Below are 14214 nucleotides of genomic sequence, written 5' to 3'. Positions count from 1 at the left end.
GTTCAACTGAGGATAAAAAGGGCGACGTCTCTGCGCCGCCCTGATTTTTACGACTACATGATTACGCGCGTGGCGGAATCGCTTTCAGCAGCGCTGTCAGCAATTTCCAGTACAGATCGACGCTGCCGATATGCACTTGCTCATCCGGCGAGTGTGGCCCGGTGATGGTCGGCCCGATGGAAACCATATCCATGTCTGGGTAAGGTTTCTTGAACAGACCGCATTCCAGACCGGCGTGAATCACCATGATGTTCGGCGTCTTGTTGAACAGCTTCTGATACGTTTCGCGCACCAGCGCCATGACCGGAGAATGGGCATCCGGCTGCCAGCCTGGGTAACCGCCTTTCGGTGACGTTTTCGCGCCAGCCAGCTGGCCCAGCGACGTCAGCGTACCGACGACGGCGTCTTTACCGCTGTCGATCAGCGAACGAATCAGGCAGATAATTTCCGCGTGGTCGTCTTCCATCGTAACAACGCCGAGGTTCAGCGACGTTTCCACCACGCCTTTGACTTCGTCGCTCATGCGGATCACGCCGTTCGGCGTGGCGTTGAGCAGTGCCAGCAGGCGATCGCGGCTGTCCTGCGTCAGCGGGTGCTCGTTGCTGTCGCTGGCTTCCACCAGTACGGTTACGTTTTTCTCAACGGCAGATAGCTCATTTTTCAGCACGGCCAGATAGTCTTGGCTCAGCGCTTTCAACTGCTCGACGTTCGCGGCAGGCAGTGACAACGTGGCGAAGGCTTCACGCGGAATCGCGTTACGCAGCGTCCCGCCGTTCAGATCGAGAATGCGGATATCCAGCGCTTTCGCCTGCTCGAACAGGAAACGTGCCAGCAGCTTGTTGGCATTGCCCAGTCCCAGATGGATGTCGCCGCCGGAGTGGCCGCCTTTCAGCCCTTTAATCGTCAGCTTCAGCGTGTGATAACCGGCAGGTGGCAGTTCGCGCACCAGCGGCAGGCGGGTAATGAAATCAATACCGCCAGCGCAACCCATGTAGATCTCGCCTTCTTCTTCCGAATCGGTATTGATCAGGATTTCGCCCTGAAGCCAGTTAGGTTGCAGACCAAACGCGCCATCCATACCGGCTTCTTCCGTCATGGTCAGCAGCACTTCCAGCGGACCGTGCTCGACGTTCGGATCGGCCAGCACCGCCAGCGCAGAAGCCATACCAATGCCGTTATCCGCGCCCAGAGTGGTGCCGCGTGCTTTCAGCCACTCACCGTCAACATAAGGCTGGATCGGATCGACAGTGAAATCGTGTACGGTGTCGTTGTTTTTCTGCGGCACCATGTCCAGATGCGCCTGCAACACGACAGGTTTGCGATTTTCCATGCCTGCGGTTGCCGCTTTACGCAGCAGAATATTGCCGACCTGATCGCGCTCGGTATAGATGCCTTTCTCTTTAGCCCATTCCAGAATGTGCGCGGCCAGTGCTTCTTCATGATAAGACGGGTGCGGAATGGAACAGATCTTGGCGAAAATATCCCACAGCGGCTGGGGGGAAAGTTGAGACAATTCAGACACTATTTCAGTCTCCTTTTTAGCGGCCAGCCTTGGTGTTCTGGCGGGCAGGGCTACAGGTTAAAAGTTAATCGCGGTTAGCCACGGAACATGGCGTGTCACAACAGAATATCATTTTCCATCAAAGCAGGGGAATTACCGTCGGCCCTGTCTTGTTTTCCCTGCTGCAATATGAATCGACGGGCTTGGCAGGGCGCAGGTTGTCAGGAAAAACTCGATTCTCACGTTGAGAAAAACTGGTTTTTATGTTGTTGGCTATCTATAATCTCGCGCAACCTTTTTCCCCCCTCAGACTCAACTTAAGCCGTTTTTTATTCGGCTGGGATATATTTTATGAGCGAAAAGTACGTCGTAACCTGGGATATGTTGCAAATTCATGCCCGCAAACTGGCACAGCGTTTACTGCCTGCCGATCAATGGAAAGGCATCATTGCCGTTAGCCGCGGTGGTCTGGTGCCAAGCGCGCTGCTGGCGCGTGAGCTGGGCATTCGTCACGTTGATACCGTTTGCATCTCCAGTTATGACCATGACAACCAGCGCGAAATGAAAGTGCTGAAGCGTGCCGAGGGAGATGGCGAAGGGTTTATCGTGATTGACGATCTGGTTGACACGGGCGGTACGGCGAAAGCGATTCGTGATATGTACCCGAAAGCGCATTTTGTGACCATTTTCGCGAAACCTGCTGGTAAACCGCTGGTTGACGACTACGTGATTGATATCCCGCAGGACACCTGGATTGAACAGCCGTGGGATATGGGCGTGGTGTTTGTTCCGCCTTTGTCTGGCCGTTAATCGCCAGAGCGAATGTCGATTTCCCCCAATGCCCGGTTTAGCCGGGCATTGTTGTTTCTGAACGGTTGTAATTTCTAGCGCAGGATTTGATCCGATCGTGTGTTTCTGCCGTTGATATTTGTCTTCTCTGGCCTGAGTTCGTTACACTTTAACGGGTGACGAAGAAGTCGTCTGATGTCCGCTAACAGCGGTTTACATTAACGGAGGCTGCTGTGGCGCAAGCTAACCTGTCTGAAACGCTATTCAAACCATCCTTTAAACATCCAGAAACCTCGACGTTGGTCAGACGTACGCGGCATAGTCAGGATGTACAGGGGCTGCATTCTACGCTGGAAGGGGAGAAGACCCGCAGTTGGTATCGGATGATTAACCGGCTGATGTGGATTTGGCGTGGTGTCGACCCGTGGGAAATCGAAGACGTACTGTCGCGCATTGCTGCCAGTAAGGCTGACAGAAGCAACGAGCAACTGCTCGATACGGTGATCGGCTACCGAGGCGGTAACTGGATTTATGAATGGGCGAAGCAGGGCGCAGACTGGCAGCAGCGGGCGCTTGAGAGTGAAGAGGATGCACAAACCGGGCAACTTTGGTTGAATGCTGCCAACCTCTACAGCATTGCTGCCTATCCGCATATTAAAGGCGATGAGCTGGCGGAGCAGGCGCAAACGCTGGCAAATCGTGCCTATGAAGAGGCCGCCAAGTACCTGCCTTATGAACTCAAAGAATTAACCTTCCCGATTACGGGCGGTGGTACGCTGACCGGTTTTCTGCATATGCCAGCGCAGGCGAAAGCGCCTTTCCCAACTGTGCTTATGTGCGGCAGCCTGGAAATGTTGCAGAGCGATTATCATCGCCTGTTTCAGGATTATTTTGCGCCAGCGGGCATGGCAATGCTGACGATTGATGTTCCCTCTGTTGGATTTTCTTCCCGCTGGAAGTTGACTCAGGATTCCAGTTTTCTGCATCAGCAGGTTTTGCGCGCGTTACCGGATGTCCCGTGGGTCGATCACACCCGCGTTGTGGCGTTTGGCTTCCGCTTTGGTGCCAATATTGCCGTTCGGCTGGCGTACCTGGAATCACAACGCTTACGCGGCGTGGCCTGTCTTGGCCCGGTGGTACACCATCTGTTAAGCGATCCAAATCGTCAGCAGCAGGTACCAGATATGTTTATGGATGTGCTGGCGAGTCGTCTGGGTATGCCGTTCTCGACGGATACCTCGCTGAAAACCGAGCTGGGGCGCTATTCGCTGAAAACGCAGGGGCTGCTAGGACGTCGCTGCCCGACGCCGATGCTGGCAGGCTATTGGGATAACGATCCGCTCTGCCCGAAAGAAGAGGCCAGCCTGATTGTGAATTCATCCGCACAAGGGAAACTGCTGCCGGTTAATTTCTCGCCGGTGTACCAGAATTTCCACCGCGCACTACAGCAAATCAGTGGATGGTTGCAGGATAAAGTATAAAAGATCAGGCGTAACGCACGGTCTGTGCAGGCGAATTATCGCTACACAGGCCGCTGTTCCTGCCAGACGAGCACCGTCGATCACAGGATCTTTTTGGCGTAGCAAGGCCTGTCCATATCAACCACTTCAACTGTCACTGATAGGTTCTTCAATCCCAGCGCTTCGATCTTCTGAAGTACCAGATTGGAGAGACTGCTTTTCTGCTCCCCCGTCCGTCCGGACAGTATCTTGACTGCCACATGAATGAAGCTAGCCCGTTGGCCACCGGTCGTGTAGTTATCGTACGCGAGGGATCTAACTTTGATGTCGCTGCCGTCACTGGAAAACAAACCGGATTCGAGCGCGCCGCGATAGATCGCAGGAAGTAGGGCATTTACATCAATGTCTGAGGAATGTTCGGCGATACAATGTGGCATAAGGTGTCACTTCTCAATGAACGAAAACGAAGAGACCTGAGTATTGAGTACCCGGCGTCGCTCGGCAACTGCTTTTTAGGGAAGCCTGCGCGGACAAGAGTATGGATGTGCGTTATCATCGCAGGTGGTTGATAAATTATCATTTTTACCCGTTTGGGGATCGTTGAGGGATGCAATGATGTGGGGAATATTGTCTCGTCAGCAGCAAAGCCTGCATGACATCTGCTGTTCAGAACTACCGCTGGAAAAGAAAAAACGACAAATCGACCGCTTTCTGGCGCAGGGCGGCAGCATCAATGAAAGGCAGCGCCATACTGCTAATGTACTCGGTTTGCTAACGGTCAATACGGACGCACCGGATATTGAACTGGTCCGTTACCTGCTGGATAAAGGGGCTTTTATTGAACAGCCTGGAGGATTCAGCGCATTGCATAATGCGATCGAGTTCTTCCATCTGGAGCTTGCCGAGCTTTATCTTCAGTACGGCGCTGATGTGCACTACCTCAATTTCTTCAGCAATTCATGGCTGAATTACTTGTACTGCCCACAGGATCGACATACCTATACCGACGACCAGCGTAAGCAAATGCTCGATCTGTTGTTACGCTACGGCTTGGATCTTAATCGTGAAACCATTTTCTGGACATCACTGGAAACCAGCTTTCCGATCGAGATCGTGATGTGTGAGAAGGATGTGAGCCTGCTGGAGCACATCTTTCAGCTCGATACCCCGATTCATTTCGCCGAAACCGGCATTTTTGAACGCCTCTTTAACTATAAAAGCGAGTGGCTGCCACTGCCGCTCTTTCAGCAGATCGTGAAACGGGCTGGGGGATCGGCTTATCGTGAGCCCGGCGTGATTCTTTCCGAAGACAAGAAGATCCGTACTGATGGCTCGCTATTGGAAATGGCCATTTTTTACGCTGCGGACGAACGGCTCTGTGAGTGCTTGCTCGATACCTATCCAGATATCCGCTGCGATTTAAGCAGCTACAGCTTTGTTCTTGATGTCTTGCTTAACCGCTATTCGCCCGCGCTGGTGGAGCGGATTATTCAAAAAACGGCAGATATTGACCGACCTTATTCCCTGTTCATTTCTTCTGGCCGGAAAAAACAGAGTGGGTGGGAGGCTGATGCGTACCCTGACGTCGGTAGCTCGGCCATGATGCAGTTTGTGGACAACCGTCTGATAAAGGCGCTGAGCGAGCCTGACTATTACGCCTATTTTTATGATGCCATGAGCCTGTTGCTGCAATACGGCGCGTCGCCTCTGGTCGATAAAATGAGCGGGGGGCGCAGCTATGAAATGCGGAACTGGTCATTGCTTTACCTCGTCTGCGTTGAAATGGTGTCGGCAAATAACTTTCGCCCTGACCTGCTGGATTTACTGGTGGCACACGGCGCGAATTTCAACGTGAAGAAAAGTGCGGTCAGCGAACCGCTCTGCATTACGCTGCTTCAGCGCGGCTACAATTCGACACATGAAGATGTGCTGCTTCAGGTGATGAACTACCTCTACGAACACGGTATGGATTTGCAGGCGACCAATGCTTACCTGATCAACACGGCAGCCGCTGCGGGAATTGGCTCTCGACCACAGGTTTTACAGTGGCTTATTGCGCACGGTGTAGATATTCACACCCTGAGCGGATTCGACAATTCCCCCGTTCTGCATAAAACCATCAGCCTGTATAGCGATGAAGCACTGACGCCGGAGCGGCGTGCTGAAACCGTCGCGGTACTGCTGGATAACGGCGCGAATATTGATGAGTTCTCGATTGATGAACAATTCACGCCGCTGATGTGTGCGGCCTACTACGGCGAAGCGAAGTGTGCCGAGGTGTTGCTAGCGCGGGGAGCCAACCCGCATGCCCGTAGTGCCAATGGCATGACGCCTCTCCGTTGTGCGCTACACCGCGCCGATGCGGCGGCGGCGCGAATTGTGACCCTGCTTCATCAGTATGGCGTGACAATCACACGGGTGGACGAAGAGGGTAACGATCTGCTGGTTCGCTGTATCCGCAATAAACACGAAGCGGTGTTCAAAGCGCTACTGGAGATACTCTCTCCCAGTCTGGATGACATGCATCGGCTGCTGGACTGGCTGGCGCAGGGCAACCGCTACTGCTATTTCTCCGATCAGCTGCGCCAACAGATTGCGCGACTCAGCGCTGGCGAGTCGTTGTCTTCCCATCATTCGTTGCCGCTATAAGGACGTCGCATATGTTTGGTTCATCTTCCAAAACGGATACGTTAGAGACAATTTGCTTCTCTGATGTCCCCACCTGCAAGAAGCGGAAACTGATCGATCGCTATCTGGCGGCTAAAGGCGACATCAACGCGCTGAGCGACGGGCAAACGGTTTTGCATCAGTTGAGTCGGGATCGCGACACGGAGCTCGATCTTGTCCGCTATCTGCTGGAAAAAGGGGCGAGTATCGAAACGCCTGAGGGCGAAAGTGCGCTCTTCGCGGCTATCACGTCTTACTCTCCTGAGATTGCGGCATTACTTTTACAGCACGGTGCCCTGCTGGATTTTTATGATAATCAGGGGCGCGGTTGGCTACACTGCTTTTTTGATCTGCCTGAAAGTCAGGTTTATACCCATTCTCAGCGCAGTACGATGTTGGGGGTGTTGCTGGCAAACGGATTGGATATCAATCAGCCCGTCCTGTTCCATTCTGAGACTGAGAAACGCCATCCCGTCGATATTCTGCTGGAAAAGCAGGATCGCTTTTTGTTAATGCGGCTGTTCCATGTTGATAGTCCGGTACGCCTGACGGGAACGTCGATACTGGAAACGGTCTTTCGGCACGCCGGGTCATGGATGACGCTGGAGGTATTTCAGCCGATCGTTGCACAGGCTGCACGTGAAGGGATGTTGGAATCGGGCTTTACGCTGTCGTTTAATCAAGCCCTGAAAAATCAGGAAGAGAAAACTTCGGTGACCTGGCTGGAAATGGCGCTGCATTGTGGCCTGCCTGCGCCGTTGTGTGCGTTCTTGCTGGACACATTCCCGGATATGCGCTGCGATGTGCCTGCGCACAGCGTCCTGCTGGATGCGCTGGAAAGGTCGTTTCCTCCTGCGCTGGTACGGCGTATTGCGGGACGGACTGCCGATCTCGATCGCCGTTATCCGCTGCGTTTTGAACAGCACGAATCTGACGATGATGAGGATGAGCATTACGCAGAGTGCGAACGCGATGCTGAGCGTGAAAATGATGTAAATCAGGGTACGGTGCTGGCGCAATATCTTGTGCTGCGAGCCAAGGCTGCGGTAACGGATAGTCGCGTCCATCGCGTGTTTTCTTCCTCTCTCCAGCATCTTTTGGAACTGGGCGCTTCTCCCAATATTGGCTATACGATGTGGGAGGAGGAGGACGACACGCCGACAACGTGGCCAGCGCTTTATACGCTCTGTGACGCGATGATCTCCACCGGACAATATCATGCTGACCTGCTCGATCTGCTGATAGCGCACGGCGCTGATTTCAATCAACAGCATGTACTGCAAGAAAGCGGTGCGCTGCCTCTGGGGATGGCGCTGCTCCTGTATTCACCGTCCAGCCCGCATGAAAGCGCGCTGCTTGATATTTTCCGGCATCTGCATTCCTGTGGAATGAACCTGCATAGCACGGCACCAGACGGGATGAACATGGCTTACGCCGCTGCGGCAGGGTGTCGTCCACAGGTGCTGAACTGGCTAATTCAACAAGGCGTTAGCCTCAGTGCGGAAACCGCAAGCCGCCTTGCTCCGCCGCTGCATCGCGTTATTTATAATGTGGGCGTGGCACCGGAGAGGCGTAAAGCAACGCTTGAGGCCCTGCTGCAACAGGGGATGGAGAAAGACATCGCGTGGGGTGAACACGGGATGACGCCGCTGATGCTGGCGGCGAAACAGGGCGCCCAGCATTGTCTGGAAGTGCTACTGCACTATGGCGCAAATCCGAATGCGCGTGGCGCAGACGGAATGACGCCCGCGCTCTGTGCGATAACGAGCCGCCGCTCTATTGATTTCCCGCCGCGCCCTGAATCGGTGTCGGCCCGCATGCTGGCGATACTGCATGCCTACGGTGCGGATCTCCGCCAAAGCAATGATGATGGAATCACGCCGCTGTCACTCAGCGTGCAGGACGAGCGGAAAGAGATCTTCGAAGCGCTGCTCAGGCTGACGCCGTTTACGGAAGAACAGCTGCGAAGCGTGCTGGACTGCAAACATCCGGTTCATGCTTATTTTGCTGAACGACTGCAAACGCTGCTGGCATTGCCTGCGCCACACGCTGAAACAGGGCTTTCACGCTTTGCCGTGCAGCGTCAACCGACCGCATAGGAGCACGCCGGTGTAAAAGCAGAAAAGCCTGGCGTCGGGCAGTAACCTGACGCCAGGTGGTTGATAAATTGCCATTCTCTGCTAAAAAGAATGTTCAACCAGAGGAGATCGTAGATGATGTTACCGAGTGGACACCCCAAAAGCCGACTCATGAAAAATTTTACGTCGTTGGGGCCTTATATCCGTGAAGCGCAGTGCGAGGATACCGCGTTCTTCTTTGATTGCCTGGCGGTTTGCGTCAACATCAAGCCTGCGCCAGAAAATCGTGAGTTTTGGGGCTGGTGGTTGAATGTGGAAGATACTGGCAAAGGCTTTGCCTATGACTATCACTACGGTTTGTTCGATAAACAGGGCAACTGGCGTGAAGAAAAAATCAAGGACAAAGCCGTGATGGAACAGGTGGAAAATGCCAGAAAGGCTTTTCATGTCCGACTAGAGAAACAGCTGCACTCGCTGGAACCCGCCTGTACCCTCGTCGCACGACCGTGATGCTTTCCTGACGATCCCCGATTTATTCACAGGTTTTCGCGTTGTGCCTGTTGGCATAACGCGTCTGTCCTGCTACAACGTTTTCCTTATTCTTATTTTTTGACATCCAACGGCAGAAAAATTATGAGCGGCAGCCAGACTTTGGTTGTGAAACTGGGCACCAGCGTGCTAACCGGCGGTTCGCGCCGTCTTAACCGCGCCCACATTGTTGAATTGGTGCGCCAGTGTGCGCAGCAACATGCGGCAGGGCATCGGATTGTTATTGTCACCTCAGGGGCGATTGCCGCCGGGCGTGAACATTTGGGTTACCCCGAACTCCCGGCTACGATTGCGACCAAACAACTGCTGGCCGCTGTGGGCCAAAGCCGCCTGATTCAACTGTGGGAACAGCTGTTTTCCATCTACGGTATCCACGTCGGGCAGATGCTGCTGACGCGTGCGGATATGGAAGATCGTGAGCGTTTCCTCAACGCGCGCGACACCATGCGGGCGCTGCTGGATAACAATATTGTTCCGGTGATTAATGAAAACGACGCCGTTGCCACCGCCGAGATCAAGGTGGGTGACAACGACAACCTGTCTGCGCTGGCGGCGATTCTGGCCGATGCGGATAAGCTGCTGCTGCTGACCGATCAGGCAGGTCTGTTTACCGCCGATCCGCGCAATAATCCCGATGCGGAGTTGATCCGTGAAGTGACCGGCATCAACGATGCGCTGCGCAGCATTGCGGGTGACAGCGTGTCAGGCCTCGGAACGGGCGGCATGTCGACCAAATTACAGGCTGCCGATGTGGCCTGCCGTGCGGGTATCGACGTGGTGATTGCCGCAGGCAGCAAGCCGGGCGTTATTGGCGATGTGATTGCGGATATCTCCGTCGGAACGCGTTTTCATGCGCTTGATGCGCCGCTGGAAAGCCGCAAACACTGGATTTTTGGTGCACCGCCAGCGGGAGAAATCACCGTTGATGACGGCGCGCTCTCGGCGATCCTCGAACGCGGCAGTTCGCTGCTGCCTAAAGGCATCCGCACCGTAGAAGGGAACTTCTCTCGTGGTGAAGTGATCCGCGTGCGTAGTCTGGCGGGCCGCGATGTGGCGCATGCCGTGACGCGCTATAACAGCGATGCACTGCGTATGATTGCCGGACACCATTCTCAACAGATTGCCGAGATTCTTGGCTACGAATATGGTCCGGTGGCTATCCATCGCGACGATATGATTATCAATTAAGGAGTTCGCGATGCTTGAACAAATGGGTAAAGCGGCAAAAGCGGCCTCTTATCAGTTGGCGGTCTTGAGTACGGCTCAAAAAGATCGCGCGCTGCTGACGATTGCGGATTTGCTGGAAGCCGAGAGTGCGACGATTCTGGCGGCCAACGCGCTGGATTTAGCCGATGCGCGCCAAAATGGCATGAGTGATGCATTGCAGGATCGTCTGCTGTTGACGCAGGAACGACTGAGTGCGATTGCCAGCGATGTGCGTCAGGTCTGTCGCCTGAACGATCCGGTAGGGCAGGTGATTGACGGCAGCATGCTGGATAACGGGCTGAAGCTGGAACGTCGCCGCGTGCCGCTGGGCGTGGTCGGTGTGATTTATGAAGCACGCCCGAACGTCACCATTGATGTGGCGTCACTGTGTCTGAAAACCGGTAACGCGGTGATTCTGCGCGGTGGGAAAGAGACGTACCGCACTAATGCGGCGACGGTAAAAGTGATTCAGCAGGCATTGTCACAGTGCGGCCTGCCTGCCGCTGCGGTGCAGGCGATTGAAAGCCCGGATCGTGAGCTGGTCAATCAACTGCTGAAGCTGGATCGCTACGTAGATATGCTGATTCCGCGCGGTGGTGCAGGTCTGCACAAGCTGTGTCGCGAACAATCGACGATCCCAGTCATCACTGGGGGTATCGGCGTTTGTCACATCTATGCTGACGACAGCATCGATTTCGACAAAGCGCTGACGGTCATTGAAAGCGCCAAAGTGCAGCGCCCTAGCGCCTGCAACAGCCTGGAAACGCTGCTGGTCAACCAACGTATTGCCGACCGCTTCCTGCCAGAACTGAGCAAGAAAATGGCGGCGGCAGGCGTTACGCTCCACGCCAGTCCTTCTGCGATGCCTTATCTGACTGGTGGCCCGGCAAGCGTCGTTGCGGTGGAAGAGGCCAACTACAACGATGAGTGGCTCTCTAACGACCTGAACGTTACGCTGGTGGACGATCTGGATGCGGCGATTGCCCATATTCGCGAACATGGTACACAGCACTCTGATGCGATTCTGACGCGCTCCTTGAGCAATGCAGAACGCTTCGTACGTGAAGTGGATTCCTCTGCGGTGTATGTCAACGCCAGTACACGCTTCACCGACGGCGGCCAGTTCGGTCTTGGGGCGGAAGTGGCGGTCAGTACTCAGAAACTGCATGCGCGCGGCCCAATGGGGCTGGAAGCGCTGACCACCTATAAGTGGATTGGCTATGGCGACGATTTGATTCGCGCCTAATTACTTAATGGCTGCGTATATCAAAGAGATATACGCAGCGTTATTTTTTATTCCGCTTTTTACTTCAGATATTTTCTAAATAAAACATCTCATTCCAATTGTGATTTTTTGCTGTGTTATATGTAGTTAACTTAAAATGTAATACAGCAATAGAAACACAATAAAATAACCGCATAAGAGAAATATCCTCCAATAGTAACAGGCTATGCTTTGTGGGCGTTTCACAAATACATAACCTGTCTTGCTATCGGAGGATAAAGAGTAATAATTACTTATCCTCTATTACAATAACGCGTTATTTCACATTAACGCTGATGCTTCTCTGCGGCAGAGTGGATGGAGTCGGCGGTTTCACGAGCATTCTTTTCCGCGCGGCTGTTAAAACTATCCGCTTTAGATTTGACGTCGGCCCAGCCTTTTTCGGCGTCTTTTCTGGCTTCGGATTCTCTGGATTTCACATCAGCTTTGACTTTGTCTGCCCGTTCTCTGGCCTCTGGTTCCCTTGATTTGAGATCGGCTTTGAAATCATTCGCTTTCTCCCGCGCCTGGACTTCATGCTCATGCGCCTTGGTTCGCGCTTCTGACGCTTTTTCTCTCGCTTCAGTGCGATCGTGACTGAGGGCCGATTCTGCTGACGCCCGGGCGGAATCCAGATCATTTGCTGCCACCATGCCAATGTAACTGGTTCCCAGAATTAAGCCTAAAAACAATGGTTTCATATTCATGGTCTATTTCCTCTTACAGCGCTCTATGATTACGCTAACAATAACCTTGCCGTTGACAACGTATTATTGAAAGCTTCACGTTAAGACCGCCTCCTTGTCGTCTTGGTCATTTAAGTAGAGCAAAATAGAAAATAAAAAGAATAGGGAATAATCCTAAACTGTACACTTGGGTTTTGTTATGTATTGCATTTATATCGGAAAGGTAAAAAGATATTTTTATTGTAAATATCACCCTTTATAAAACAGGAATATTTCTCTGCAAATAAAACGGTGTTTTCACATGATTAAGGACTGTTTTTTTGGTACTTCACTCGAAGAAGAGGGTGACTACAGGAAACATTCTCCGCATGCGCATGCGCATCCGTTAAGCCGAAAAGCTATAATCTATAGCGTTATTAGTACGGAAAATTATCAGAACAGCGTGGATGCTGATAAAACCAGCAGACGATCGCCAAACGCTTGACTTGACGTACCATTATCACTAATTTGTCACCCCGTAGTTCACGTCTGGCTCTCGCCACGACGATCCCAAAGCCGATATAGCTCAGTTGGTAGAGCAGCGCATTCGTAATGCGAAGGTCGTAGGTTCGACTCCTATTATCGGCACCATAAAATCAATTAGTTACCTGAATTTTGCGTAAACACGTTCTCCACTTGTGCCATATTTGTGTCATTGCGCACTAGAATTGCATCAATTTTGTTCGCGTGCTCTGTGAGATGGTCAGCGGATATATGAGCATATCCCCGAACCATTTAGATGCTTTCCCAGTCTCCCATTTCTTGTAACACCGATATTGACACTCCGGTCTGTTCATCAACTCACTACCAATTAATTTATTGATTAGTAAAAATAAACCTCTTCCAATGAGAGGATAAACAGTTCTGTGCAAAATTTTTTATTGGGGAGGTCAGAGAATACTTTTCTCAAAAATATCGGCTAATAGCCGAGTATTGCCATGGTATCCCGCCACGTAGGTGCTAACCACCCGCTTTATACATGGCAATCAGGTTTTTTCTCAGCGCTTCCCTTTCCTGTTTGTCAGAGGGAAGTGGCGTATCCTCAACGTTGAATCCCTCAAGGCGCATACTGTCCCGATAGTTTTTGAGTTTCACCTGATTGTAGTAATCACGCTTTTCTTCCAGCGTCACCATGCGTGAGGATCGCGTTTTGTTTGGCAACGCTTTTGTGGTGATTTTACGATGTTGTTTGAATATCAACAGATCGGTATTTTTCAGTTTCTCGATCAACCTTTCCCCGTCACCAAAAACGCCCCATGACGAGATAGATAAGGATTGCCGTTTGCCATTTTTTTCGCGTGATATGCCGATATCCATCGTTGACTGGAGCGTGTTTAACACTTCCTGTACTTTTCTTTCAGAGATACCTGTAGCGGTTACGATAGATTGCGTATTAGGGGAGTCCTCTTGTACCAGAGCCGCGAGTACCGCCATTTCATACCGCATGTGCTTTCACCTTTAATCCGCATATATATGCGATAAAGAATATCACAATTACGGTCTGGCCGTATCTTTCCTAATTGCTGATGAATCACTGATCAGCTGTTTGTCGGATTTATTAACATCAAGATACGGACAGCTTCCTGCACGCTAATCAAGCGTCCTTCCTCAATGTGTAGTGAAAATTCCTCTAGGTCGGAGGGCAATGTTGGATCCTGAATGAAATTCCAAGAGTAGTCGGGATACTCTCACAGTAATGGGAGACGTTTGGGCAAAAGCGTAGTTTGCCACATGTCGTATCCGTAGGTTATCCGCTGCCGTGTTTCTCTCGATGTTTTGTTTTGATCGCTTCATGCTTTCCCCTCTCTATCACGCACAGAGAGGGCAGTATCACCTGGAATATTATTCTGCCGAATAGCTGCCATTTTTTAGCCTGAAAATGATGTCAAAAAGATCATTTCACTACATTTTGCGGTGGTTTTTGTTATGAAATAACGTAAAAACACCACGGTAAGTCATTAATCCTGGGTCCGTG

At 52.2% G+C, this 14214-nt stretch carries 11 protein-coding genes, 1 tRNA gene and 1 pseudogene; 8 read left to right on the top strand and 5 right to left on the bottom strand.

Features of this window, described 5'->3' with window-relative positions:
* Positions 1-61: 61 nt before the first annotated feature.
* Positions 62-1522, bottom strand: coding sequence for a beta-Ala-His dipeptidase (pepD, locus tag HP572_RS14940; protein WP_240583621.1), 1461 nt, complete (start codon positions 1520-1522; stop codon positions 62-64).
* A 330-nt stretch (positions 1523-1852) separates the two neighbouring features.
* On the opposite strand from pepD, the gene gpt reads away from it, so the two are divergent.
* Together gpt and frsA are read left to right on the top strand one after the other, a co-directional pair.
* Positions 1853-2311, top strand: a complete 459-nt coding sequence (gene gpt, locus HP572_RS14935) for a xanthine phosphoribosyltransferase (protein ID WP_010282559.1) — start codon at positions 1853-1855, stop codon at positions 2309-2311.
* Between the two features lie 212 nt (positions 2312-2523).
* The gene (frsA, locus tag HP572_RS14930; protein ID WP_240583620.1) at positions 2524-3771 is read left to right on the top strand and encodes an esterase FrsA; all 1248 of its coding nucleotides are present in this window, start codon (positions 2524-2526) and stop codon (positions 3769-3771) included.
* Positions 3772-3851: 80 nt separating this feature from the next.
* Here the strand turns inward: frsA and HP572_RS14925 are convergent, their stop codons facing one another.
* Positions 3852-4187: a 5-carboxymethyl-2-hydroxymuconate Delta-isomerase gene (locus HP572_RS14925; RefSeq protein ID WP_039504729.1), complete on the bottom strand. Its 336-nt coding sequence runs from the start codon at positions 4185-4187 to the stop codon at positions 3852-3854.
* A gap of 175 nt (positions 4188-4362) precedes the next feature.
* Between HP572_RS14925 and HP572_RS14920 the strand changes: the two genes are divergently transcribed.
* From HP572_RS14920 to proA, 5 genes are all read left to right on the top strand, one after another.
* Positions 4363-6399 (top strand): ankyrin repeat domain-containing protein, encoded by a 2037-nt coding sequence (locus HP572_RS14920; RefSeq protein ID WP_240583619.1) that lies wholly within the window; start codon positions 4363-4365, stop codon positions 6397-6399.
* A gap of 11 nt (positions 6400-6410) precedes the next feature.
* On the top strand, positions 6411-8516 hold the full coding sequence (locus HP572_RS14915) for an ankyrin repeat domain-containing protein (RefSeq protein ID WP_240583618.1): 2106 nt from the start codon (positions 6411-6413) through the stop codon (positions 8514-8516).
* Between the two features lie 114 nt (positions 8517-8630).
* Positions 8631-9005, top strand: a complete 375-nt coding sequence (gene crl / locus HP572_RS14910; RefSeq protein ID WP_205554750.1) for a sigma factor-binding protein Crl — start codon at positions 8631-8633, stop codon at positions 9003-9005.
* Positions 9006-9128: 123 nt separating this feature from the next.
* Positions 9129-10232: a glutamate 5-kinase gene (proB, locus tag HP572_RS14905; RefSeq protein WP_014916394.1), complete on the top strand. Its 1104-nt coding sequence runs from the start codon at positions 9129-9131 to the stop codon at positions 10230-10232.
* Between the two features lie 10 nt (positions 10233-10242).
* Positions 10243-11496 carry a glutamate-5-semialdehyde dehydrogenase gene (gene proA, locus HP572_RS14900; protein ID WP_240583617.1) on the top strand — a complete coding sequence of 418 codons (1254 nt, stop codon included), beginning with the start codon at positions 10243-10245 and terminating at the stop codon, positions 11494-11496.
* A gap of 305 nt (positions 11497-11801) precedes the next feature.
* On the opposite strand, the gene HP572_RS14895 is transcribed toward proA, so the two are convergent.
* On the bottom strand, positions 11802-12221 hold the full coding sequence (locus HP572_RS14895) for a hypothetical protein (protein ID WP_174870373.1): 420 nt from the start codon (positions 12219-12221) through the stop codon (positions 11802-11804).
* A 533-nt stretch (positions 12222-12754) separates the two neighbouring features.
* Between HP572_RS14895 and HP572_RS14890 the strand changes: the two genes are divergently transcribed.
* Positions 12755-12830, top strand: a tRNA-Thr gene (locus tag HP572_RS14890).
* A 9-nt stretch (positions 12831-12839) separates the two neighbouring features.
* Here the strand turns inward: HP572_RS14890 and HP572_RS14885 are convergent.
* Together HP572_RS14885 and HP572_RS14880 are read right to left on the bottom strand one after the other, a co-directional pair.
* Positions 12840-13031, bottom strand: a pseudogene (locus HP572_RS14885) (integrase); the annotation flags it as partial.
* A gap of 168 nt (positions 13032-13199) precedes the next feature.
* On the bottom strand, positions 13200-13685 hold the full coding sequence (locus HP572_RS14880; protein ID WP_240583616.1) for a YhfG family protein: 486 nt from the start codon (positions 13683-13685) through the stop codon (positions 13200-13202).
* Positions 13686-14214: the final 529 nt, after the last annotated feature.

This window comes from Pectobacterium sp. PL64, from assembly GCF_022477975.1.
GTDB classification, from domain to species: Bacteria; Pseudomonadota; Gammaproteobacteria; order Enterobacterales; family Enterobacteriaceae; genus Pectobacterium; species Pectobacterium jejuense.
This window is presented reverse-complemented; position numbering and strand designations above follow the sequence as displayed.

Excerpts from the sequence above, each read along its gene's own strand:
- gpt (WP_010282559.1), top strand. The coding sequence starts at position 1,853 with ATGAGCGAAAAGTACGTCGTAACCTGGGATATGTTGCAAATTCATGCC.
- HP572_RS14925 (WP_039504729.1), bottom strand. The coding sequence starts at position 4,187 with ATGCCACATTGTATCGCCGAACATTCCTCAGACATTGATGTAAATGCC.
- HP572_RS14920 (WP_240583619.1), top strand. The coding sequence starts at position 4,363 with ATGATGTGGGGAATATTGTCTCGTCAGCAGCAAAGCCTGCATGACATC.
- HP572_RS14915 (WP_240583618.1), top strand. The coding sequence starts at position 6,411 with ATGTTTGGTTCATCTTCCAAAACGGATACGTTAGAGACAATTTGCTTC.
- crl (WP_205554750.1), top strand. The coding sequence starts at position 8,631 with ATGATGTTACCGAGTGGACACCCCAAAAGCCGACTCATGAAAAATTTT.
- proB (WP_014916394.1), top strand. The coding sequence starts at position 9,129 with ATGAGCGGCAGCCAGACTTTGGTTGTGAAACTGGGCACCAGCGTGCTA.
- proA (WP_240583617.1), top strand. The coding sequence starts at position 10,243 with ATGCTTGAACAAATGGGTAAAGCGGCAAAAGCGGCCTCTTATCAGTTG.
- HP572_RS14895 (WP_174870373.1), bottom strand. The coding sequence starts at position 12,221 with ATGAATATGAAACCATTGTTTTTAGGCTTAATTCTGGGAACCAGTTAC.
- HP572_RS14880 (WP_240583616.1), bottom strand. The coding sequence starts at position 13,685 with ATGCGGTATGAAATGGCGGTACTCGCGGCTCTGGTACAAGAGGACTCC.